The 23,572-nt window shown below is 69.3% G+C and carries 19 protein-coding genes and 2 pseudogenes; 9 read left to right on the forward strand and 12 right to left on the reverse strand.

Annotated features, from left to right (window positions below):
- Positions 1-279: 279 nt before the first annotated feature.
- The 7 genes and pseudogenes from ACZ7M3_RS27280 to ACZ7M3_RS27310 form a co-directional block, all read left to right on the forward strand.
- Positions 280-1,197: pseudogene (locus ACZ7M3_RS27280) on the forward strand (amino acid permease); the annotation flags it as partial.
- Between the two features lie 304 nt (positions 1,198-1,501).
- Positions 1,502-1,591: a K(+)-transporting ATPase subunit F gene (gene kdpF / locus ACZ7M3_RS27285; RefSeq protein ID WP_016434100.1), complete on the forward strand. Its 90-nt coding sequence runs from the start codon at positions 1,502-1,504 to the stop codon at positions 1,589-1,591.
- Positions 1,592-1,599: 8 nt separating this feature from the next.
- Positions 1,600-3,264, forward strand: a complete 1,665-nt coding sequence (gene kdpA / locus ACZ7M3_RS27290; protein ID WP_472066355.1) for a potassium-transporting ATPase subunit KdpA — start codon at positions 1,600-1,602, stop codon at positions 3,262-3,264.
- A gap of 35 nt (positions 3,265-3,299) precedes the next feature.
- Positions 3,300-5,396, forward strand: a complete 2,097-nt coding sequence (gene kdpB, locus ACZ7M3_RS27295) for a potassium-transporting ATPase subunit KdpB (protein WP_472066357.1) — start codon at positions 3,300-3,302, stop codon at positions 5,394-5,396.
- A gap of 6 nt (positions 5,397-5,402) precedes the next feature.
- The gene (locus ACZ7M3_RS27300) at positions 5,403-6,071 is read left to right on the forward strand and encodes a potassium-transporting ATPase subunit C (RefSeq protein ID WP_472066359.1); all 669 of its coding nucleotides are present in this window, start codon (positions 5,403-5,405) and stop codon (positions 6,069-6,071) included.
- 123 nt (positions 6,072-6,194) lie between these two features.
- Complete coding sequence (locus ACZ7M3_RS27305; RefSeq protein WP_472066361.1) at positions 6,195-6,878, forward strand: response regulator; 684 nt, start codon at positions 6,195-6,197, stop codon at positions 6,876-6,878.
- A gap of 34 nt (positions 6,879-6,912) precedes the next feature.
- Positions 6,913-9,459 (forward strand): DUF4118 domain-containing protein, encoded by a 2,547-nt coding sequence (locus ACZ7M3_RS27310; protein WP_472066363.1) that lies wholly within the window; start codon positions 6,913-6,915, stop codon positions 9,457-9,459.
- A gap of 260 nt (positions 9,460-9,719) precedes the next feature.
- On the opposite strand, the gene kdpA (ACZ7M3_RS27315) is transcribed toward ACZ7M3_RS27310, so the two are convergent.
- From kdpA (ACZ7M3_RS27315) to ACZ7M3_RS27355, 9 genes are all read right to left on the reverse strand, one after another.
- Positions 9,720-11,378: a potassium-transporting ATPase subunit KdpA gene (kdpA, locus tag ACZ7M3_RS27315; protein ID WP_472066365.1), complete on the reverse strand. Its 1,659-nt coding sequence runs from the start codon at positions 11,376-11,378 to the stop codon at positions 9,720-9,722.
- A 2-nt stretch (positions 11,379-11,380) separates the two neighbouring features.
- Positions 11,381-12,271 carry a potassium-transporting ATPase subunit C gene (locus tag ACZ7M3_RS27320; RefSeq protein WP_472066367.1) on the reverse strand — a complete coding sequence of 297 codons (891 nt, stop codon included), beginning with the start codon at positions 12,269-12,271 and terminating at the stop codon, positions 11,381-11,383.
- A 2-nt stretch (positions 12,272-12,273) separates the two neighbouring features.
- Entirely contained in the window at positions 12,274-14,439 is a 2,166-nt protein-coding gene (gene kdpB / locus ACZ7M3_RS27325) for a potassium-transporting ATPase subunit KdpB (protein ID WP_472066369.1), read from the reverse strand.
- Entirely contained in the window at positions 14,439-14,528 is a 90-nt protein-coding gene (kdpF, locus tag ACZ7M3_RS27330; protein WP_101913836.1) for a K(+)-transporting ATPase subunit F, read from the reverse strand. The genes kdpB (ACZ7M3_RS27325) and kdpF (ACZ7M3_RS27330) overlap by 1 nt, the downstream gene beginning before the upstream one ends.
- A 133-nt stretch (positions 14,529-14,661) precedes the next feature.
- The gene (lysA, locus tag ACZ7M3_RS27335; RefSeq protein WP_472066371.1) at positions 14,662-16,095 is read right to left on the reverse strand and encodes a diaminopimelate decarboxylase; all 1,434 of its coding nucleotides are present in this window, start codon (positions 16,093-16,095) and stop codon (positions 14,662-14,664) included.
- Positions 16,096-16,104: 9 nt separating this feature from the next.
- Positions 16,105-16,521, reverse strand: coding sequence for an SAV_915 family protein (locus tag ACZ7M3_RS27340; protein WP_472066373.1), 417 nt, complete (start codon positions 16,519-16,521; stop codon positions 16,105-16,107).
- Between the two features lie 406 nt (positions 16,522-16,927).
- The gene (locus ACZ7M3_RS27345) at positions 16,928-17,464 is read right to left on the reverse strand and encodes a universal stress protein (protein ID WP_472066375.1); all 537 of its coding nucleotides are present in this window, start codon (positions 17,462-17,464) and stop codon (positions 16,928-16,930) included.
- A 150-nt stretch (positions 17,465-17,614) separates the two neighbouring features.
- Positions 17,615-18,661, reverse strand: a complete 1,047-nt coding sequence (locus ACZ7M3_RS27350) for a magnesium and cobalt transport protein CorA (RefSeq protein WP_388520879.1) — start codon at positions 18,659-18,661, stop codon at positions 17,615-17,617.
- Positions 18,662-19,251: 590 nt separating this feature from the next.
- Positions 19,252-20,550: an amidohydrolase family protein gene (locus ACZ7M3_RS27355; protein WP_472066377.1), complete on the reverse strand. Its 1,299-nt coding sequence runs from the start codon at positions 20,548-20,550 to the stop codon at positions 19,252-19,254.
- Positions 20,551-20,719: 169 nt separating this feature from the next.
- Between ACZ7M3_RS27355 and ACZ7M3_RS27360 the strand changes: the two genes are divergently transcribed.
- Positions 20,720-21,163 (forward strand): Lrp/AsnC family transcriptional regulator, encoded by a 444-nt coding sequence (locus tag ACZ7M3_RS27360; RefSeq protein ID WP_472066379.1) that lies wholly within the window; start codon positions 20,720-20,722, stop codon positions 21,161-21,163.
- A gap of 18 nt (positions 21,164-21,181) precedes the next feature.
- On the opposite strand, the gene ACZ7M3_RS27365 is transcribed toward ACZ7M3_RS27360, so the two are convergent.
- The 3 genes and pseudogenes from ACZ7M3_RS27365 to ACZ7M3_RS27375 all read right to left on the reverse strand — a co-directional run.
- Positions 21,182-22,366, reverse strand: coding sequence for a trans-sulfuration enzyme family protein (locus ACZ7M3_RS27365; RefSeq protein ID WP_472066381.1), 1,185 nt, complete (start codon positions 22,364-22,366; stop codon positions 21,182-21,184).
- A 56-nt stretch (positions 22,367-22,422) separates the two neighbouring features.
- Complete coding sequence (locus ACZ7M3_RS27370) at positions 22,423-23,001, reverse strand: PhzF family phenazine biosynthesis protein (RefSeq protein ID WP_472066477.1); 579 nt, start codon at positions 22,999-23,001, stop codon at positions 22,423-22,425.
- Positions 22,934-23,266 (reverse strand): annotated as a pseudogene (locus ACZ7M3_RS27375) (hypothetical protein); the annotation flags it as partial. The pseudogene ACZ7M3_RS27375 and the gene ACZ7M3_RS27370, both read right to left, overlap by 68 nt.
- A gap of 55 nt (positions 23,267-23,321) precedes the next feature.
- On the opposite strand from ACZ7M3_RS27375, the gene ACZ7M3_RS27380 reads away from it, so the two are divergent.
- Entirely contained in the window at positions 23,322-23,444 is a 123-nt protein-coding gene (locus ACZ7M3_RS27380; protein WP_472066383.1) for a DUF2283 domain-containing protein, read from the forward strand.
- Positions 23,445-23,572: the final 128 nt, after the last annotated feature.

The raw sequence follows: 23,572 nt of genomic DNA on the forward strand, positions 1-23,572 counted from the left end.
TTCTTGACTGATGTGACGTCAACTCTCCATCTCTGCACGGAACTTGGTCCCCTATCCCAGCACGTGGTGATCTGTGGCGACGACGGGCTCGCGCACCGGCTCGCCGTCGAACCGGACCCCGTGTGCGGCGAGGCCGTCACCGTCGTCCTACCCTCCCGGCGGGACGGGCACGGCGCCGAGATCGCCGCGCTGCACCGTGACCCGCACTCGCCCATCGAGCTGCTGGTGTCGCCGCACCCGGATGAACAGACCCTGCGGGCCGCCGGTGTGCAGCGGGCCGCGGCGATGGTCCTGCTGGCGTCTCCCGCGAACACGTCGTTCGGTGGTCTGCCCTTGCTGCTGAAGCTGCCGGCCCGGGACAACTATCTTCCGCATGTCTTCGCGCTGAAGGCGGAGCGGCAGGTGCACCGGCATGGTGTGCTCGCGCTGGCCCTGGTCTCGGCGGCTTTGCTGGTTTTCTCCGGCGGGGACACGAACACTCTGGTGCCGCTGTTCGCGATCGGTGTCTTCATCGGCTTCACGGTTGCGCAAGTGGGGATGGTCCGGCACTGGCGTGGTGAGCGGGGGAGGGGGTGGCGGGGCAGGGCGGTGCTGAACGGTTTCGGTGCGGTGCTCACGGGTGTCTCGGCGGTCGTGGTGACGGCGACCAAGTTCGCCGAGGGTGCTTGGCTGATCGTGATCGCCGTGCCGCTGCTGGTCGCCGCCCTCGAGACGGTGCACCGGGCGTACGGGCGGATCGGTGAGCGGCTGGGCCTGGGGCGGATTCCCGAGCCGCCGCACCGGGACCGTTCCCTGGTGATCGTTCCGGTGTCGAACCTGTCCCGGCTGACCGTGGAGGCACTGAACGCCGCCGCCTCCCTCGGCGACGAGGTACGCGCCGTCACGGTGTGCCACCCCGACACCGAGGAGCGCGCCCAGGTCGCTGCCCTGGAGCGCGCTCGGGAGGAGTGGAACCCTGGGTTCCCACTCGTTCGGCTTGCCTCCGAGCGCAGGACACTCGGCCGTCCCATAGCGTCGTACGTGTGTCGTATTGCGGTCTACGAGCCCAACACCCGGGTCACCGTGCTGATCCCCGAGGTCGAGCCGGACCGGCTGTGGCAGCGGCTGCTCCAGAACCAGCGGGGCGCGGTGGTCGCCCACGCGGTGCGCCGTGACACGGACGCGGTGGTCTGCCGGCTGCGGTTCCGCATCTCGTGACACCTCACCCTGACGGCCCACACCTCGCTGGTGCGGGTTGTCGGCGATTCAGGCGGACGGGGGGGGATTGGTTCCCTCAGGTGGACGAGTCGCCGTAAGGGTTCCGTCAAAGGCGGACCGGCCGCCGTATGGGAGGTGTCAACGGGGGCCGAATTCGGCCAGAGAGGCGGTTTCCTCTAACCCGTCCGCTTCATTTCTGAACCTCATCTAGCTAGGAGTTCGCGATGGCCGATCTGGCCTTCGTTGTCACCACGATCGCGGTGTTCGCGCTGGTGGCCCTTGTCGCCAAGGGGGTGACGAAGCTGTGACCGCCGAGAACATTGTCGGCCTGGTCGTGGCCGTCGCCCTGCTGGGCTATCTCGTCCTCGCCCTGATCTTCCCGGAGAGGTTCTGAGAAGCGATATGAGTCCCGTTCTTGCCGGCGTGCTCCAGCTGCTCGCGCTGATAGCGGCGCTGGCTCTCGCCTATGTTCCCCTTGGCGACTACATGGCCAAGGTCTACTCCTCCGACAAGCACTGGCGTGTGGAGAAGTGGATCTACAAGGGCATCGGTGCCAATCCGAACACGGAGATGCGCTGGCCCGCGTACCTGCGCGGTGTCCTCGCCTTCTCCGCGGTCGGTGTCCTGTTCCTCTACCTGCTGCAGCGTCTGCAGGGCCATCTGCCCGGCTCGCTCGGCTTCTCGTCCATCGACCCGGACCAGGCGTTCAACACCGCCGCGTCGTTCGTCACGAACACCAACTGGCAGTCGTACTACGGCGAGCAGGCCATGGGCCACGTCGTGCAGACCGGCGGCCTGGCGGTGCAGAACTTCGTGTCGGCCGCGGTGGGTATCGCGGTGGCCGTGGCGCTGGTGCGCGGCTTCTCGCGTTCCCGTACGGGTGAGCTGGGCAACTTCTGGGCGGACCTGGTGCGTGGCACGGTCCGTATCCTGCTGCCGCTCTCGGTGGTCGCCGCGGTCGTCCTGGTGGCGTGCGGCGCGATCCAGAACTTCTCGGGGATCCACTCGGTGGGCCAGTTCATGGGCGGCTCGCAGCAGTGGAACGGTGGTGCGGTGGCCTCGCAGGAGGCCATCAAGGAGGTGGGCACCAACGGTGGCGGTTACTTCAACGCCAACTCCGCGCATCCCTTCGAGAACCCCACTCCGTTCTCGAACCTTTTCGAGATCTTCCTGCTGCTGGTCATCCCGTTCGCGCTGACCCGCACTTTCGGGCGGATGGTCGGCAGCCTGAAGCAGGGCTATGCGATCCTCGCCACGATGGCCACGATCTGGCTCGGCTTCATCGCGCTGATGATGTGGACCGAGTTCGCCCACCACGGTCCGGCGTTCCAGGTCGCGGGCGGGGCGATGGAGGGCAAGGAGACCCGGATCGGTGTCGGCGCCTCGTCGATCTTCGCGGTGTCGACCACGCTGACCTCGACGGGTGCGGTGGACTCCTTCCATTCCTCGTTCACGGGTCTGGGCGGCGGTATCACCATCCTGGGCATGCAGCTGGGCGAGATCGCTCCCGGTGGTACGGGTTCGGGTCTCTACGGCATGCTGATCATGGCGGTCATCGCGGTGTTCATCGCCGGTCTGATGGTCGGCCGGACCCCGGAGTACCTGGGGAAGAAGATCGGCACCCGTGAGATCAAGTTCGCCGCCTGCTACATCCTCATCACCCCGGCCCTGGTGCTCGTCTTCACGGCCGCGGCGATGGCGCTGCCCACTCCGGGTAATTCGATGACCAACAGCGGGGCGCACGGTTTCTCCGAGATCCTGTACGCCTACACCTCGGGTGCCAACAACAACGGTTCCGCGTTCGCGGGTCTGAACGCGGACACGCAGTGGTTCAACAGCACGATCGGCATCGCGATGCTGCTGGGCCGGTTCCTGCCGATGGTGTTCGTGCTGGCGCTGGCGGGTTCGCTGGCCGAGCAGAGGCCGGTCCCGGCGACCGCGGGCACCCTGCGCACGGAGAAGCCGCTGTTCACCGGTCTGCTGGTGGGCGCGATCCTGATCATCACCGGTCTGACCTACTTCCCGGCGCTCGCGCTGGGTCCGCTGGCCGAGGGGCTGGCGTCATGACCACTCGCACAGATCCAGCTGCAGAAGAGGGCTCGATGTCCACAGTCACTCCGACCCGGGCGCCGCACAGTGATGTGCCGACCGGTCACAAGGACGAAGGAAAGGTCGGCGCGGGTCTGTTCGACCCGAAGCAGCTGGTCAAGTCGCTGCCGGACGCTTTCCGCAAGCTCGACCCGCGGGTGATGGTCAAGTCGCCCGTCATGTTCGTGGTGCTGGTCGGCTCGGTCCTGACGACGGTCTTCTCGTTCAAGGACCCGGGTGACTGGTTCGGCTGGGCGATCAGTGCCTGGCTGTGGCTGACCGTGATCTTCGCCAACCTGGCGGAGGCGGTGGCCGAGGGCCGCGGCAAGGCACAGGCCGACACGCTCCGCAAGGCCAAGACGGACACGGTGGCCCGCCGTCTGACCGGCTCCACCGAAGAACAGGTCCCCGGCACGGAACTGCGTGTGGGTGATCTGGTCGTCTGTGAGGCGGGCGACATCATCCCGGGTGACGGTGACGTCGTCGAGGGTGTGGCCTCCGTGGACGAGTCGGCGATCACGGGTGAGTCGGCCCCGGTCATCCGCGAGTCCGGCGGCGACCGGTCCGCGGTGACCGGTGGTACGAAGGTGCTCTCGGACCGGATCGTCATCAAGATCACGACGAAGCCGGGTGAGACGTTCATCGACCGGATGATCGCTCTGGTCGAGGGCGCGGCCCGGCAGAAGACGCCGAACGAGATCGCGCTGAACATCCTGCTCGCCTCGCTCACGATCGTCTTCCTGCTCGCGGTGGCGACCCTGCCGCCGTTCGCGGACTACGCGGGCACGCACCTGACGATGGTCGTCCTGGTGGCCCTGCTGGTCTGCCTGATCCCGACCACGATCGGCGCCCTGCTGTCGGCGATCGGTATCGCGGGCATGGACCGGCTGGTCCAGCGCAACGTCCTGGCCATGTCGGGCCGTGCGGTCGAGGCGGCCGGTGACGTCTCGACGCTGCTGCTGGACAAGACCGGCACCATCACCCTGGGCAACCGCCAGGCCTCCGAGTTCGTGCCGGTGACCGGCACCACCGAGGCCGAGGTCGCGGACGCCGCGCAGCTCTCGTCGCTGGCGGATGAGACGCCCGAGGGCCGTTCCATCGTCGTGCTGGCGAAGGAGAAGTACGGGCTGCGCGAGCGGCACCAGGGCGAACTGTCGGGGGCCGAGTGGATCGCCTTCACCGCCCAAACCCGGATGTCGGGTGTGGACGTCGACGGGCGCAGGATCCGCAAGGGCGCGGCCGGTTCGGTCATCACCTGGGTCCAGGAACGGGGCGGCACCGTCTCCCAGGACGCCGACACCCTCGCCAACCGCATCTCGGAAGCCGGCGGCACCCCGCTGCTCGTCGCGATCGAGGACGACAAGGGCGCCCGCATCCTCGGGGTGATCCACCTGAAGGATGTGGTCAAGGAGGGCATGCGGGAGCGGTTCGACGAGCTGCGCCGGATGGGCATCAAGACCATCATGATCACGGGTGACAACCCGCTGACGGCCAAGGCGATCGCGGACGAGGCCGGCGTCGACGACTTCCTCGCGGAGGCGACTCCCGAGGACAAGATGGCGCTGATCAAGCGGGAGCAGGCGGGCGGCAAGCTCGTCGCGATGACCGGTGACGGCACCAACGACGCCCCCGCGCTCGCGCAGGCGGACGTCGGCGTGGCGATGAACACCGGCACGTCGGCCGCGAAGGAGGCCGGCAACATGGTCGACCTCGACTCCAACCCGACCAAGCTGATCGAGATCGTCGAGATCGGCAAGCAGCTCCTGATCACCCGGGGTGCGCTGACGACGTTCTCCATCGCCAACGACGTCGCGAAGTACTTCGCGATCATCCCGGCGCTGTTCGCGGCGGTCTACCCGGGCCTGGACAAGCTGAACATCATGCACCTGTCCTCGCCCGACTCCGCGATCCTGTCCGCGGTCATCTTCAACGCGCTGATCATCATCGCGCTGGTCCCGCTCGCCCTGCGGGGCGTGCAGTACCGGCCGGTGAGCGCGGACAAGATGCTGCGGCGCAACCTCGGGATCTACGGCATCGGCGGCCTGATCGCCCCCTTCATCGGCATCAAGATCATCGACCTGCTCATCTCCCTCATCCCCGGAATCGGCTGATCCGCTATGAACAACTCGGTTACCAACACTGCCCGGTTGCTCTGGGCGGGCCTGCGCGCGCTCCTCGTGCTCACCGTGGTGACGGGTGTCATCTACCCGCTCGCGATCACCGGTGTCGCCCAGGGCCTGTTCCCCGGCAGGGCGAACGGCTCGGAGATCAAGGCGGACGGCAAGGTCGTCGGCTCCTCGCTGATCGGCCAGTCCTACAACCTGCCGCTGAAGAAGGGCCAGGAGACCCCGGACGCCGACCTGAAGTGGTTCCAGGGCCGCCCCGCGAACGGGCTCGGTGCCAACAGTGTCAACACGCAGTACAAGCTGATCCTGTCCGGCGCCACCAACCGTTCCGGTGACAACGCCGACCTGATCAAGTGGGTCAAGGACGCCAAGGCCGCCGTGATCAAGGACAACTCGGTCAACGGCTACACGGTCAAGCCCTCCGACGTGCCCGCCGACGCGGTCACCTCCTCCGGCTCGGGCCTGGACCCCGACATCTCCCCCAAGTACGCCGACATCCAGGTCCACCGGATCGCGCAGAAGAACGGCCTGCCCGCAGCCCAGGTGCAGAAGCTGGTCGACGAGCACACTCAGGGCCGCACCCTCGGCTTCATGGGCGAGCCCCGCGTCAACGTCCTCGAACTCAACATCGCGCTCAAGGAACTCGTGGCGAAGAACTGATGGGCTTACCTGCACCACGCGGGAGCCGGCGGCCGGGGACGCTCCCCGAGCCGCCGGCTCCCGCAGCCATGAGGCCGGTTCCACGGGTTCCGGCCCGCCGTACGACAGGAAAGGCGCACCCCGATGACCCGGGTACTGGTGGTGGAGGACGATCCTCAGCTCGTCCGGGCCCTCGTGATCAACCTGCAGGCCCGCAGATACGGAGTCGACCCCGCCCCCGACGGCACCACCGCACTGCGCATCGCCGCCGCCCGCCAGCCCGACGCGGTCCTGCTCGACCTCGGCCTGCCCGACATGGACGGCACCGACGTCATCAAAGCCCTGCGCGGCTGGACCCGCGTCCCCATCCTCGTCCTGTCCGCCCGCCGCGCCTCCGACGAGAAGGTCGCGGCCCTGGACGCGGGCGCCGACGACTACATCACCAAACCCTTCAGCATGGACGAACTCCTCGCCCGGCTGCGCGCCGCCGTCCGCCGCCGGGACGACGTCCCGCTCGCCCCCGAGACGACACTCGTCACGACCGACGGCTTCACCATCGACCTCCTCGCCAAGAAGGCCACCCGCGCCGGGCACGACGTCCGCCTCACCCCGACCGAATGGCACCTGCTGGAGATCCTGGTCACCAACCCCGGCCGGCTCATCACCCAGAAACACCTGCTCGCGGAAGTGTGGGGAGCCAGCCAGAGCAACAAGACCAACTACCTGCGGGTCTACATGGCCCAACTCCGCCGCAAACTCGAGACCGACCCCGCCCACCCCCGCTACCTCATCACCGAACCCGGCATGGGATACCGCTTCGAAAGCTGAAGCGCACGTACGAAACCGACGAAGAGAAGAGAAGATGGCACGAGGCAAGCTTCGGATCTACCTCGGTGCGGCACCGGGGGTCGGTAAGACGTACGCGATGCTCTCCGAGGCGCACCGCCGGGTGGAGCGGGGCACCGACTGTGTGGTGGCGTTCGTGGAGCACCACAACCGGCCGCGCACCGAGGTGATGCTGCACGGCCTGGAGGAGATCCCCCGTAAGGAACTGGAGTACCGCGGCACCGGCTTCACGGAGATGGACGTGGACGCGGTGCTGGCCCGGCGCCCCCAGGTGGCCCTGGTCGACGAGCTGCCCCACACGAACATCCCCGGCTCCCGCAACACCAAGCGCTGGCAGGACGTGGAAGAACTCCTCGCCGCCGGGATCGACGTGATCTCGACCGTCAACATCCAGCACCTGGAGTCACTGGGCGACGTCGTGGAGTCCATCACCGGCATCCGGCAGCAGGAGACGGTGCCGGACGAGGTCGTACGCCGGGCCGACCAGATCGAACTGGTCGACATGTCACCGCCCGCGCTGCGCCGCCGTATGGCGCACGGCAACATCTACAAGCCGGACAAGGTCGACGCGGCCCTGTCCAACTACTTCCGCCCCGGCAACTTGACCGCGCTGCGCGAGCTCGCCCTGCTGTGGGTGGCCGACCGGGTCGACGAGTATCTGACCGAGTACCGCAGCGAGCATCAGGTCTCGAAGATCTGGGGGTCGAGGGAGCGGATCGTGGTCGGGCTGACCGGTGGTCCGGAGGGGCGCACCCTGATCCGCCGCGCTGTTCGCCTCGCGGAGAAGGGCGCGGGCGGCGAGGTCATGGCCGTCTACATCGCCCGCAGCGACGGCCTGACCTCCGCGTCACCGAAGGAACTGGCGGTCCAGCGCACGCTGGTGGAGGACCTGGGCGGCACCTTCCACCACGTCATCGGGGAAGACATCCCCACGGCGCTCCTCGATTTCGCGCGCGGGGTGAACGCCACCCAGATCGTCCTCGGGGTGTCCCGGCGCAAGGGATGGCAGTACGTCTTCGGACCGGGCGTCGGGGCGACGGTCGCCCGGGAGTCGGGTCCCGACCTCGACGTCCACCTGATCACGCACGACGAGGCGGGCAAGGGGCGCGGACTGCCGGTGGCCCGGAGCGCGCGGCTCGGCCGGTCCCGGGTCGTCCGGGGCTGGCTGACCGGTGTGACCGGACCCGCCCTGCTCACGCTGCTGTTGACCGGCGTCGCGCCCGAAGTCGGCCTGGCCAACGACATGTTGCTGTTCCTGGCGCTGACGGTGGCCGCCGCCCTGCTGGGTGGGCTGTATCCCGCCCTGGCCTCGGCCGTGGTCGGCTCCCTGCTGCTGAACTGGTTCTTCACCCCGCCCGTCCACACCCTGACGATCGCCGACCCCAAGAACATCGTCGCCATCGCGATCTTCGTCGGGGTGGCCGTGTCGGTGGCCTCCGTCGTGGACCTCGCGGCCCGCCGCACGCAGCAGGCGGCCCGGCTGCGCGCCGAGTCGGAGATCCTCTCCGTTCTGGCCGGCAGTGTGCTGCGCGGCGAGACCAGTCTGGAAGCCCTGCTGGAACGGGTCCGGGAGACCTTCGGCATGGAGTCGGTCGCCCTGCTGGAGCGGGCCAGTGACGTCGATCCGTGGACCTGCGCGGGCAGCGTGGGCACGCGGACGGCGGTCGCACGTCCGGAGGACGCGGACGTGGACATGCCGGTCAGCGACCGCATGGCGCTCGCGCTCTCGGGGCGGGTGCTGCCGGCGGAGGACCGCCGGGTGCTGGCCGCCTTCGCCGCCCAGGCCGCGGTGGTCCTGGACCGCCAGCGGCTGCAGTCGGAGGCCGACCAGTCCCGTGCCCTGGCCGAGGGCAACCGCATCCGCACCGCACTGCTCGCCGCCGTGAGCCACGACCTGCGTACCCCGCTGGCCGGGATAAAGGCAGCGGTCTCCTCGCTCAGGTCGGATGATGTGGCCTGGTCGGAGGAGGACCGGGCGGAACTCCTCGAAGGCATCGAAGAGGGTGCGGACCGCCTCGACAACCTGGTGGGCAACCTGCTCGACATGTCCCGGCTCCAGACGGGCACGGTCACTCCGCTGATCCGCGAGATCGACCTCGACGAAGTGGTGCCGATGGCGCTCGGCGGGGTCCCCGAGGGCAGCGTGACGCTGGACATCCCCGAGACGCTGCCGATGGTCGCCGTCGACCCGGGCCTGCTGGAGCGGTCGGTCGCCAACCTCGTCGAGAACGCCGTGAAGTACAGCCCTTCCGACGAGCGGGTCCTGGTCTCCGCGTCCGCGATGGCCGACCGGGTGGAGATACGGGTCGTGGACCGCGGCCCCGGCGTCCCCGACGAGGCCAAGGACCGCATCTTCGAACCCTTCCAACGCTACGGCGACGCTCCCCGCGGCGCGGGTGTCGGTCTCGGCCTCGCGGTCGCCCGGGGCTTCGCCGAGGCGATGGGCGGCACCCTCGCCGCCGAGGACACCCCCGGCGGCGGCCTCACCATGGTCCTCACCGTCCCGGCAGCGTCCGGCATCGAGCCGGTCCGCCCCGACCTTCCGGTGACCGCCACCTCTTAGGGCCTGTCCGGCGGATCATGCCGCAGACGCGGGGCTTGGCACGCCCATCTGCGGCGTTGTCGTCGGTTGCCGACGCTCCGCGTCGTCGCCCTCCTCCGCCTTGCAGCTGGACGCACCAAGCCCCGCTCACCAGCGTCGATGAGGCACCGCCCGTTTCCTGCGACTTGATCCGCCGGACAGGCCCTAGTGCTCCGAACTGAGGGCGTCGTGCCGTACCGGCTGAGCCTGTGAGGGATCGCAGGCTCAGCCGGTACTCGGGCCTACAGCAGGCCGTCGGCGATGGTGCCGAGGGACAGCGCCGGAAGGAAGTTGAGCAGCGCCAGGATGACGGCCGCGGCGGTGGCCAGGACGACGAAGTTGACGCCCTGGGCGCGTAGCGTGCCGACCGTGACGACGCCCGGCTGCTGCTTGGCGAGGCGTCCGGCCAGGGCCAGCACGGCAACCATCGGGAGATACCGCCCTGCGAGCATCGCGAACACCATCAGCAGGTTGTGGAAGTCGGTGGCGCCGTTGAAGCCGGCCATCGCGCTGCCGTTGCTGTTGGTATTGCTGGTGTACGCGTAGATGAGCTCGGTCAGGCCGTGTGCTCCAGGGTTGCCCATGGAGGTCTGGCCGTCGTCGAAGGCGAGCGCGACACCCGTGCACGCGAGAATCACGGTCGGCGGGATCAGCGCGTACACGACCACCCACCGCATCTCCCCGTACCCGATCCGCTTGCGCAGGTACTCGGGCGTGCGACCGACCATCAGACCGCCGATGAAGACGGCCACCAGGACCACCATGATCAGGCCGTAGAGCCCGCTGCCCGTGCCGCCGGGAGCGATCTCACCGAGCATCATCGCGGACAGCAGCACACCGCCGCCGAGGCTGGAGAAGCTGTCGTACGAGGAGTTGGCCGCGCCGTCCGCGGAACCCGTGGCCCCCACGCCGAAGAGTGTGGAACCGGGGATGCCGAAGCGGGTCTCGGTGCCTTCGTACTGTCCGCCGACCGCCTGCGTGACCGTGCCGGTGTGGGCGCTCTGCGCGAGTGTGCCCGCGGCGAGGAGCAGGCCGAAGAGGATGCCGACGACCGTGAGCAGGGTCCAGCTCTGCTTCAGGCTGCCGATCATCCGGCCGAACATGCGCACGCAGGCCGTCGGGATGAGCAGCATCAGCACGATCTCGAAGGCGTTGGTCCAGGCGCTAGGGTTCTCGAAGGGGTGAGCGCTGTTGGCGTTGAAGACGCCACCGCCGTCACCGGTGAACAGCTTGATCGGCTCCCAGGAGCCCACCGGCCCGTCGAGGATCGTCTGCTTGGCACCCGCGACCGTGGTGAAGGTGTGTCCGCCGCCGAGGCTCTGGATGACACCGCCCGCCATCAGGATCAGGCCGCCGACGACCGCCATCGGGACCAGGACGCGGAAGATCGTGCGCAGCAGGTCGACCCAGAAGTTGCCCAGGTCGTCGGTGGAGCGCCGGACCAGACCCCGGACCAGGGCGAGGGCCACGCAGATGCCGACGGCCGCCGACGCGAACGCTTGCACGCCCAGGCCCGCCATGACGGCGAGGTGACCGGTGGTGGACTCACCGGCGTAGTTCTGCCAGCTGGTGTTGGTCGTGAAGGAGACGGCGGTGTGCAGCGCGAGCCGCCACGGCATGCCTTCGTGCCCCGTCGACCAGGGCAGCTTGCCCTGCAGGGTGAACAGGGCGAAGAGCGCCGCGATGCTCATGACGGAGAAGGCGAGCAGAGCGGTGAGGTAGTGCCGCCAGGTCTGCTCCTTGTCCGGGTCGATGCCGCAGACGCGATAAAGGGTCCTTTCACCCCGGCTGTGCTTGTTTCGGTCCCCGCCGTCGAGGGCGCGGGCCATGTAGTCGCCGAGCGGGACGTGCAGCCCCACGACCACGGCGAGAATGATCGATGCCTGGATCCAGGCCGCCATGATCAGGCTCCCTGCTTCGGAGACGACGCGGTTGTCGCGGTCGTCGGGTACTTACGGTCGAGCGCGATGTTCAGCTCGACGACATTGACGCCCGGCTCGCCGAACACACCGAGCGAACGCCCGGTGGTGTACTTCGCGATCAGTCCCCGTACGTCGGCCACGCTCGCGCCACGCTCATGTGCGACGCGCGGCGCCTGGAGCTTCGCGTACGCCGGGCTGATCTGCGGGTCGAGACCACTGCCGCTCGCGGTGACCGCGTCGGCGGGGACGACCGGGTTCGCCGGAGCGTCGCCACGCACGGGGACGGTCACGGCATGGCTGTAGTCCGCGCCGGGCTTCGCGCACATGACGCGAACTCCCTTGTAGGTGGCGAGGAACGGCTGCGCGGGGCAGGCCTGGTTGAGGCTGACCACCTTGGTGATACGACCGCTCGTGCCGCCCTCGTGGAAGACGCCGAGGACCGCGCCGACGCCGTCGTCCGTGCAGTACGGGCGCGAACCGTCGACGCCTTCGAGGTCGCCGGCCGCCTTGCTGCGCCCGCACACCAGGGTGAGCAGGCTCGGCTTGTCCAACGCGTCGACGACGGACTCGGGGCCCTGGTTGCCGGCCCCGGACGCCGTGGCGTCGTATCCCGTGCCTGCGTTGGAGGGCCGGGACTGGAAGTACTTCTTGACGGGGTTGCCCTTGGCGTCCGTGAAGGACTGGCCGATGAGCGAGGATCCGGCCGGTCTGCCGTCGGCGCCGGTGACCTGCGACGTGCCGTCGAGACCCGGGACTTGGGCCGCCGCCACCATGGCCAACGGATAGGCCAGGCCGGTCAGAAGAGTCAGGACGAGGACCACCCGGAGCGCTGCGACGTGCTGGGCGAGCCAGTGTGGGAGTCGTTGATTCATGGTCAGATCCCCGGGATGAACTGGACGAGGGCGAAGTCGATGAACTTGATGGCCAGGAACGGGGCGATCACGCCGCCGAGTCCGTAGATCCACAGGTTGCGGGTGAGCAGGGCGGAGGCGCTGCTCGGCCGGTAGCGGACACCGCGCAGGGCGAGCGGGATCAGCGCCACGATGACCACCGCGTTGAAGACGACCGCGGAGAGGATCGCGGACAGCGGCGAGTGCAGGGCCATGATGTTGAGCCGGTCGAGCCCCGGAAACACCGCGGCGAACATCGCGGGCAGGATCGCGAAGTACTTGGCGATGTCGTTGGCGATCGAGAAGGTCGTGAGCGCGCCCCGGGTGATGAGGAGCTGCTTGCCGATCTCGACGATCTCGATGATCTTCGTGGGGTCGGAGTCGAGGTCGACCATGTTGCCGGCCTCCTTGGCGGCCGACGTACCCGTGTTCATCGCCACGCCCACGTCCGCCTGCGCGAGCGCCGGTGCGTCGTTCGTGCCGTCGCCCGTCATCGCGATCAGGTGACCGCCGGCCTGCTCCCGCTTGATCAGCTCCAGCTTGTCCTCGGGAGTCGCCTCGGCCAGGAAGTCGTCGACGCCCGCCTCCTCGGCGATCGCCTTGGCGGTCACCGGGTTGTCGCCGGTGATCATCACCGTACGGATGCCCATCCGGCGCAGCTCGTCGAAGCGTTCGCGCAGACCCGGCTTGACGACGTCCTTGAGGTGGACGACACCGAGCACTTCGGCCCGGCCGTCGCTCGTGGACTGCGCCACGGCCAGCGGCGTACCGCCCGACGCGGAGACCTGCTGGACGGTCGCCTCCAGCGCGAGCGGAACCTCGCCGCCCTGCTCGCGCACCCACGCCGCGACCGATGCCGCCGCGCCCTTGCGCAGCCGCTGACCGCAGGGAAGGTCGACTCCCGACATACGGGTGGCGGCGGTGAACGGCACCCACTCGGCGCCGTTCGCGATCCGCTCGGTCAACTCGTGTTTCTCGTAGGCGAACTCGACGATGGAACGACCTTCGGGCGTCTCGTCGGCCAAGCTGGAAAGGAGCGCGGCCTGCGCCAGCCGTTCCATGGGGACCGCCCCGACCGGGAGGAACGCGCTCGCCCGCCGGTTGCCGAAGGTGATCGTGCCGGTCTTGTCGAGCAGCAGGGTGTTGACGTCACCGGCCGCCTCGACCGCCCTGCCGGACATGGCAAGGACGTTGCGCTGCACCAGCCGGTCCATGCCCGCGATGCCGATCGCCGAGAGCAGCGCGCCGATCGTGGTCGGGATCAGACAGACGAGCAGCGAGACCAGCACGATGGCGGTGACACCGTTGGAGGTCAGCGCCGCGGTGTCGTGCGCGGCGGCCATCGCGTCCTTGGAGAAGATCGCCATCGGCTGCAGGGTCACGACCGCGACCAGGAAGACGAAGGTCAGCATGACCAGCAGCAGGTTCAGCGCCAGCTCGTTGGGGGTCTTCTGCCGGTTGGCGCCCTCGACCAGGGTGATCATCCGGTCCAGGAAGCTCTGCCCGGGCTCCTGGGTGATGCGAACGACGAGGTGGTCGGAGAGCACCCGAGTGCCGCCGGTGACCGCGCTGCGGTCGCCGCCGGACTCGCGGATGACCGGCGCGGACTCACCGGTGATCGCCGACTCGTCGACGCTCGCCGCGCCCTGGATGACGTCGCCGTCGCCGGGGATCAGCTCCCCGGCCGGTACGGACACGATGTCGCCGCGCCTCAACTCGGACGCGGCGACGGCCTCTTCGAGGTAGGAGTCCTGAGCTGCCCCGGGCTCCCAGCCCGCGAGGCGCCAGGCGGTGGTCTGCTGCCGGGTCCTGCGCAGCGAGTCGGCCTGTGCCTTGCCGCGGCTCTCGGCCACGGCCTCGGCGAGGTTGGCGAAGACCACCGTCAGCCACAGCCAGCCGGTGATCAGCCAGCCGAAGAGGCTGGGGTGGACCACCGCGATACCCGTGGTCAGCGCGGCACCGACCTCGGTCACGAACATGACCGGGTTACGGAACAGGGTGACCGGATTCAGCTTGCGCAGCGACTGGGGGAGCGCGCGCCACAGCTGCGTCGGATCGAGCATTCCGGCGCCGACCCGGCGCGGTTGCCCCGGGCCGGGTGGAGGGGAGTCCGGTACGGGTGCGGGCCGGGTCTCGGCGGGAGCGGACATCAGAACTTCTCCGGCTTGATCAGGGCGACGATCAGATAGGCGAGCAGTGAGACGGCCACGATCAGGCCGACGGTGTTTTCGACGGTCATCGAGACCTCGTCCTCACACATAGAGGTTTGCGGACAGGGAGCATTTGTTGATCTTTCGGACTGCCCGTGCTGTACAGCGGGCAGCCCTCCGCCGAGGGGGAGTTCGGCGGAGGTTCAGGGAAGGGACTCGGCGCTACAGTCCGATGTCCCGGCGGTTCATGTCGTCGAGGGATTCGCGGCGTACGAGTAGGCGTGCGGTGCCGTGGGAGACGGCGACGACGGGTGGGCGGCCGACGAGGTTGTAGCCGGAGGCCATGGAGAGGTGGTAGGCGCCGGCTGCGGGGACGGCGAGGAGGTCGCCGGGGTGGATGTCGCCGGGGAGGGCTACGTCGTCGGCGAGGATGTCGCCGGCTTCGCAGTGGCGGCCGACGACGGTGACGAGGTGGGGTGGTGCGGTGGTGGGGCGGCCGATGAGTCGGGGTGCGTAGCGCACTCCGTAGAGGGCGGGTCGGGGGTTGTCGCTCATGCCGCCGTCGACTGCGACGAAGGTGTGGGTGCCGCTGCGTTTGACGGACAGGACGCGGTAGACGGCGATGCCGGCGGGGCCGGCGATGGCGCGGCCGGGTTCGAGGGTGAGGCGGGGGACGGGCAGGGCGGCGCGGGTGCAGCCGTCTTCGAGTTCGGCGCGGACGCGTGCGGCGAGGGTGGAGATGTTGAGGGTTTCTTCGCCGGGGCGGTAGGCGATGGCGTGGCCGCCGCCGATGTTCAGCTGGGGGAGGGTGATGCCGTGCTGGTCGCGGATGCGGGCGAGGAGTCCGGTCATGCGGCGTACGGCGGCGACGTAGGGCTTGACGGTGGTGACCTGGGAGCCGATGTGGCAGTGCAGGCCGACGAGTTCGAGGTGGGGCTGGTCGAGTATGCGGGTGACGGCGTGTTGTGCGGAGCCGTCGGTGAGGGAAAGGCCGAATTTCTGGTCGTCGGTGCCGGTGCGGATTTTGGTGTGTCCGCCGGCGACGATGCCGGGTACGACGCGGACCATGACGGGCTGGCGGGTGCCGGGGGGTGTGAGGGCGGCGAGCCGGGCGATTTCGGAGGTGCTGTCGACGACGATGCGGCCGACGCCGAGGCGCAGGGCGGTGCTGAGGTCTTCGGGGCTTTTGGCGTTGCCGTGCAGGATGATTTTTTCGGGTGGGAAGCCGGTGGTGACGGCGAGGGCGAGTTCTCCGGCGGAGCAGACGTCCAGGCCCAGGCCTTCTTCCTGGACCCAGTGGGCCATGGCGCGGCACAGGAAGGCTTTGGCGGCGTAGACGATGTCGGCGTCGGGGAAGGCGGTGCGGTAGGTGCGGCAGCGCTCGCGGACTTCCCTCTCGTCGAGGATGTAGAGGGGGGTGCCGAAGCGGTCGGCGGCCTCGGTGAGGGAGACACCGCCGACGCTGATGTCGCCGTGGGGTTCGGGGCGGGCGGAGCGGGGCCAGACGGAGAGGCCTTCGGCGTCGCGTGTGTCGGCGTGGGCTCCTTGGGCGGGGCTGTCGGTCCCGGATGCCTGGTGCTGTTCCTGGACGGGCTGTTCCTGGACGGGCTGTTCTTGGACGGGCTGTTCTTGGACGGGCAGTTCCTGGATGGACATGGTGTCTCCTCAGCCGATCAGGAGGTTCAGGCACGCGACGACGGCGGCGGCGCCGGTCACCCGCAGGGCGCCGACGTGCTGGGGATGCCAGCGGCGCCAGGAGTTCTCGCGTTCGCGGGCCGTGGCCGCGGTGCGGTCGGCGGAGGGGGCGGAGAACTGCGGGTCGATGGTGAGGGCGGTGACGCCCAGGGGCGCGGCGAGGGCGCGCAGCGCGGCTTCGGAGAGCCGGATGGAGGCCTGGTCCGTGCCGAGAGTGGCGGTGAGCTTGGCCGCCGAGGTGAAGCCGACGGCCGTACGGCCGCCCAGCGGGGTGCGGAAGAACCGGGCCGTACAGCCCGCGGGCCCCGACCGGACAGGAACGAAGAGAAGTCCGGCCGGGAAGCGTTCGGAAGGCTCCGGGTCCTCGGAATGCTCGACTGGAGACATGATGCTGCTCCTCGAAGAAGGCGACGTGCGCCGCTCGGCCGGTTCGGCCGGGCGCTTCGATGAAGCTATGACCGCCCCACCGGGTCCAGGGCCCCTCACTGACGGATGCTTGACGCGCTGCCCCCCACCCATAACGCGACGCTGATGGGCAGGAGGATGCCTGGTCAGAGACGCGTCCGAGGTTGCTTGCAGAACCACGCCGGGGCCGCCCTCGGCCGCTGACGGGCAGGACGGGGTGGATCGTCGAGGTGCCACCGCACGACAGGGCACCCGACGCAGTGGTCCACAGCGCGGACGGGCGCGTGCAGGCGCGTACGGGATCGAGCCGGCGTACATGTGGGCCGGAGCGCCGCGTCGCGGGCGGCGCACGACGGCGCCCGCTCTCGCTTGCCTGCAACGGACTCGGTCAGGGCCTGCCGTCCGTCAGCTCCCGGGCGTCGAGCGGCATCCGCAGGCTGATGCGACGGTGCACGGAGGCGAGGTCGTTCTCGAGGGGCGAGGGCGGCACCGCCAGCACGGGGCAGGCGGCGTGTGCGAGGCAGTACCGGGCGACGGACGGGAACAGAGCGCGGCGCAGCCTTCCGCGGCACCCCACGCCGACCACCAGGAGGTCGTCGCCCTGGTCGGCGGTCTCGACCAGGGCGCGCCCCGGTGTGCCCCGGACGACCAACCCCTGGTGCGGAACCCCGGGCCCGGTGTCGCCGAAGGCCGTGTCGAGAGCGGCGAGCAGCCGTCGGCCCGCATCCTGCCGGAGGTCGGCCAACGGCACTGGGCAGATCGAGCGCCGGTCGGCGAGGTCACCGCCGGGTGGTTCCCAGGCGAGGACGACCAGCAGTTCGGCATCGGTACGACGGGCCTCGGCCGCGGCCCGGTGCAGAGCCGCCAGGCTCCCCAGCGAACCACTCACTCCGGCAACGACGCGCCGCCCCTTGGCATTGCTCATCGCTCGACCACCCCTCGGCGTGCGTCCACACAGACATCCGACTCTCATGGAAGTGCCCGAGGACGGGCGCGGACGGCTCTGTTGGCGATTGCCTGATGGCAGGGTGGTGGTTCCTGACGCTCTTCTGACGCCACGCTCTTCCGACGCCGCTCACAGCCAGCCGTTGCGGCGGAAGGCCCGGTAGATCACGGTGCAGATGACGATGATGCCGAGGATGACCAGGGGGTAGCCGAAGGTCCAGTGGAGTTCGGGCATGTGCTTGAAGTTCATGCCGTAGACGCCGACGATGCCGATGGGTACGGCGATGAGGGCGCCAATGGCGCTGATGCGGCGCATGTCGGAGTTCTGCTGGACGCCGGTTTGCGCGAGGGCGAGGGACAGGGCGGTGTCGGTCACCTCGCAGAGTGTCGTGATGCGTTCGGCGGCCTGGGTGAGGTGGTCGCTGACGTCGCGGAGGTACGTGGCGATGTCCTTGTCCACGCCGGGCAGCCGGCCTTCGGCGAGCTCTCGCATCGGCCCTGCGAGCGGGGCCACCGCGCGGCGCAGCTGCAGGAGCTCGCGTTTGAGCTGGTAGATGCGGCGGATGTCGTGGGCCTGCTGGGGCGCGAAGGTGGAGCCCTCCGCTTCGTCCACGTCCGTCTCGACGGCGGTGACGACCTCGAGGTACTGGTCGACGACGGTGTCGGCGATGGCGTGCAGTACGGCGGCGGGGCCGTGCGCGAGCAGTTCTGGGCGGCTTTCCAGGGTGCGGCGGACGCCGGTGAGCTGGCGGGAGGGGCCGTGTCGTACGACAACGATGAAGCCCTTGCCCATGAAGGCCATGATCTCGCCAGTGTCGACGATCTCGCTGGTGGCCGTCAGGTGTTCGTGCTCGACGTAGAGCGCGGTCCGCATCACGAGGAAGAGGGTGTCGTCGTAGCGTTCGAGCTTGGGGCGCTGGTGGGCGGTGAGGGCGTCCTCGACGGCCAGGGGGTGCAGGCCGAAGGCGCGCGCGACGCTCTGGAGCTGGTCTTCGGTGGGTTCGTGCAGGCCGATCCAGACGAAGCTGTCCGGGGTGGCGTGGCAGGCCGTCATCGCCTGCTGGAGGGGGAGGAGGCCCGGTCGGCGCTTGCCGTGTTCGTACAGGGCGCAGTCGACCACGGAGTCCGGGTTCGACCGCGGCGGTGGAGGTGTCGGTGGTGTGTTGCTGGCCGTCATGGCGTCTCCTCGCGACCGGCGCGGCCTGCGCGTACGGCCCGTTGCCATATTTCCATGAGGACGCGAGTTACGTCGTGGGGCGCAGCCGGTGCCGACCGCGCGGTCACCCTGCTCAGGCGGTGACCGATCCTTCACGCCACCGCCTGCCCGAGGCTGCGGCCGTCGCGCAGGACCAGCCCGCACGCTCCCGACGGGCGGCCGCGCCACTGCTGCAGACGGTTGATGTCGGCCAGGACGACATCCGGCCTGGTCCGGGGCCGTCCTCGCGACGGGGCCCCTTTCTGCGGGCTCCGGCCGCGTGCTGGTGAGTGCGCACCATCATGGAGTCGCCCCGAGACGGCCGGCAACGCGAGCCTCAGGGCCTCTCTCCCGGACGGCTCCTGACCCACCCCTGGGTTCGATGTCGTCGAGGAGCGTGCGGGCGCCGACCGCATCGCTGAGGTCGCGCACCCTGCCGTCGTGGTCCATGCGGCCCAGCGTCACGCGCTCGGATTCGGTGAACGGCACCAGCTTTACGGGTCAACCTCCTTCTGCATGACGTGAGATGACATGAGGTGAACTGGGTGGAGCGGGGGCTCCGGCTCGTGCGGTCACGCCGCCTTCGGCTGTGGACGCCAGGTGCCGTCGAGGGGGACACCGGCGGCCGCCGCGATCCGGTCGCGCGACTCCACCAGGCGGGTCCTGAGCGCCCGCAGATCCACGTCCACCAGTACGCCGTCGCGCTTGACCACGCGGCCGGCGACGAGAACCGTGTCGACCAGGCCGGGGTGACCGGCCGCGACGATCGTGCCGGCCGGATCGGTGACCGGGAGCACGGTGATGTCGTCGGTGCGCAGCAGGATCACGTCGGCGTCCTTGCCGGGCGTGAGGCTGCCCGTGCGGGCCGCGAGTCCCAGGGCGTGGGCGCCGTCGACGGTGGCGAACTCCAGCAGGTCCCGGGAGTCGAGGCCGCCGTCCAGGCCGCGCTGTACGACGAAGGTGGTGCGCATGGTGGAGAACATGTCGCCGCCGACCGAGGGAACGTCGTCGATGGCGAGGGTCGGGCGCAGTCCGGCGGCCAGCATCCGGCCGGTCATCGGCCAGCCGAACCCCATCCGCAGCTCGACGTCCGGGCTGATCGACACCGAGGTGCCGGCGTCGGCGAGCATCCGCAACTCGTCGTCGCCGATCCCGTTGGCGTGCACGAACGTCGTCGTGTCCCGCAGCAGGCCGTGCTCATGGAGGTCGGCGACCGGGCGGCGGACCCCTTCGGACTCGACGTGGAGGCTGGTGCGCAGGTCGAGTTCGGCCGCCAGCTTCAGCTCCTCGGCGACGGTGTCCATGGAGGTGTCCTCCGCACCGCGCAGCCCGAACGCCATGGTGACCAGGCCGTCCCCGGGAAGCGCGGAGCGCACCCGGCGGACATCGGCCTCGACCGGGCCGGTGGTACCCCACCCCGCACCATGGCAGAAGACCGACCGTCCGGCTGTGTCGCGCAGCGCCGCGACGGCGGCGTCCGCGTGCTCGGGGCTCTGCGCGCAGTGGAACCAGTCCAGCATCGTGGTCACACCGGAGTGCAGGGCCTCCAGCCGGCCGAGCAGGGTGCCCAGGTAGACGTCCTCGGGCCGGTACCGGGGCTTCAACGTGCGGTGCATCGCCTCCGCCCACTCGGGGAAGGTCCAGTCGGCGCCGATGCCGCGGAACGCGGTCTGCCAGGTGTGCCGGTGGGTGTCGACGAAGCCGGGCATGACGATCCGGTCGGTCGCGTCGATCACCTCGGCGTCCGGAGCCTCGATCACCTCGGCCACCTCGACGATCACACCGTCCTCGATCAGCACGTCACCGCGTGCGAGATCGCCGACAGCCGGCTCCATGCTGACCACGGTGCCGCCGGTAAGCAAGATCCTCACCTGAAAACTCCTTCACGAAAAGGTGCTGTTTGTCCGAGTTGATGACTCGGACAAGTTTTGCTGACCAGGACGTCGACGTAAGCCGATCTCGGCAACTTTGGCAGGAAATTGCGCCGGGACGAGGCATGAGGTTGTGGTACATGAGGGGATTGAGCAATAATCTGCCCTTATGGATGATGTGGATCGGTCCATCCTCGCCGTGCTCGAAAAGCACGGACGGATCAGCAATGCCGAGCTCGCCGCCCGGGTCGGCCTGTCGCCGTCACCCTGCCTGCGGCGCGTGCACCGGCTCGAGGAAACCGGGGTGATCCGCGGCTACCGGGCGGACATCGCCCCCGCGGCCCTCGGCCGCAGCCTCCGGGTGTTCGCCGGTGTCCGGCTCATGCGGCACAACCGTGGCGACGTGGCCGCGTTCGAACGCGCGGTCGTCCAACTGCCCGGGGTGGTCCACGTCCATCACGTCACCGGCAACTACGACTACCTGCTTCAGGTCGAGGTCGCCGACCTGCCCGCCTACGAGGACTTCCACGCCAACCGGCTGGCCGACCTTCCCGGCGTCGCCACGGTGAGCAGTTACGTCACCATGAAGACGCTCTCCACCCACACCCCGTGAGTGCCGGGCCGTCTCCGCTCAGGTTCCCGCGGCGCCGGAGAGCACCGCGTCGGCTGCGGCGAGTGCGTCGGCGACCAGGTCGGCCGTGTCCTCCGTGCCGGCGGCCAGCCGGACCAGGCCCGGCGGAACCGAGGCGGCGATCTGGTCGTCGTCGAGCATTCCCCGCCACATGGATGCGGGGTGCACGGCCAGGGATTCCACGCCGCCGAGGCTGGCCGACCGGCGGGCGTAGCGCAGCCGGCCCAGGAACGCGTCGGCCGTCTCGAAGCCGCCGGCGAACTCGATGCCGAGCACCCCGCCGAACCCCCTCATCCGGCTTGCGGCCAGCTGGTGCTGCGGGTGGGAGGCCAGGCCGGGATAGTGCACACGGCTCACGGCGGGGTGGTCGTGCAGGGCCTCCGCGAGGGCCTGGCCGTTGGCGTTGTGCCGGGGCATCCGCAGCGGAAGGGTGCGCATCCCGCGCAGCAGCAGCCATGCGTCGAACGGGCCGAGGACGGCACCGGTGAGCAGACCGACGTCCCAGATCCGGTCCAGGAGTTCTGCCGGGCCGGCCAGCACTCCGGCGGACACGTCGGAATGGCCGTTGAGGTACTTGGTCGCGCTGTGCCAGACCAGATCGATGCCGAAGTCCACCGGGCGTTGGTTCAGCGGAGTAGCGAAGGTGTTGTCCGCCATGGTCAGTACGTCGTGCGCGCGGGCCAGGTCCGCGACGGCGCGCAGGTCGGTGATCTGGAGCAGCGGATTGCTCGGAGACTCCACCAGGATCAGGCGGGTCTGCGGGGTCAGTGCCTTCGCGAACGCTTCCGGGTCCGTCTGGTCCACCAGGGTGGTCGATACGCCCAGACGCGGCAGCAGGTTCAGCAGCACCGACGCCGTACCGCCGTAGGTGGACCGCTGCCCGATGACATGGTCACCGGTGGACACCAGGGCCAGCACGGCGGTGGTCAGCGCGGCCATGCCGGACGCGGTGACCATGGCCGCCTCGGTGTGCTCCAGTTCCGCGACGACGGCCGCGACCTGGGCGTGGTTCGGATTGCCGAAGCGGGTGTAGAAGTCCTGACCCCGCCGGTCGACCGCGGCCTGGGCGAACGTCTCCGCGTCCGCGGCCGAGAACGCCGCCGTCTGGTAGATGGGCGGTGCCACGGCGCGGCTGGGACGGACCTCGCGATCGGCGTGGACGGTGACTGTGCTGCTGCCCGGCATGGTTGCCCTTTCGTGGTCCATCGCTACGACGCCGTCAAGCGTGGCCGACGGGTACGTCAAAGCGAACGAACCTCCGCAACATTGGCAGCATATTGCGCCCGGATCAGGGTGTGGGATTGTGCTAGAGAAGGGAATCGAGCAATCCTGTGCTCAATCCGAAGCGGTGGCTGGGGCGATTCCGCCGTACCCCGAAGGGCGCGGAAAACAGACTTCAAACAGGTGCCGGCGGTGATCTCGATGGTCGCGGCGCGTCCCAGCCTCGCCCCCTGGGAGACCCGGTAGGCGGAGGGCACGGCCCAGCCGGGTCCGTTGTCGACCCACTGGTGGGCGACGACACGGTCACGGCCGATGCCGAACGCGGCGACGATCTGCTTCAGGTATGCGTCAACGAGCGCGCCGTCGCGGACCAGCGGCGGGGCGGCGAAAGACAGAACGCCGTCGCCGCGCCGCACGGTGACCAGGCCGGCGGCGCACTGCTGCACGATGCGGTCGGCGTGCCGCGGCACGCCGCCGCTGTCCAGCCAGGCGCGAGCCGAGCCGAGGGTGGGGTGTCCGGCAAACGGCAGCTCACTCTCGGGCGTGAAGATCCGTAGCCGGTAGTCCGCCCCCGGGACGGTGGCAGGCCGGGACTTCAGGACGAGGTGTCGGTGAGGCCACCGCTGGCTGGAAGCCGCCGATCCTCTGCTCGAGCAGTTCGGCCAGCCGCAGCGGGGTGCGGTCCTCGAACATCGGGCCGATGAGCTGCACCCCCACCGGCAGACCCTCGAGGGACCGGCCCGCTGGTATGGCGGTGGCGGGTAGGCCGGGCATGGTGGGCAGACCGGCCCAGACGAGCTGGTCGAAGTACGGGTACTCGACACCGTCGATGTCGAGCCGGCGCTCCCTCGGATCGGGGTTGTGGGCCCGCGTGCAGTCCGCGCGTATGTATCCCTGCGATCCCGTGGACGTCGACGGCATGATCAACCTCGACTTCGACGAGCAGGGCCGCCTCATCGGCATCGAGGTGTTGGCGGCCAGTTCAAAACTGCCCGAGTACCTGCTCCGGTCCGCGGAGCGACTGGATGCCGAAGGTGCATGACCAGTCGAGCACCACGCTCGCAGCGAGCAGGTTGGAAAAGGCTCGATGCCTTTGACGAATTCAACGAGATCATGATTTTCATCATTCCAGAAGCGGCCGCGCGACGATATCGATTCTCACTGTGCGCC

This window comes from Streptomyces sp. NPDC111656 (assembly GCF_055656965.1).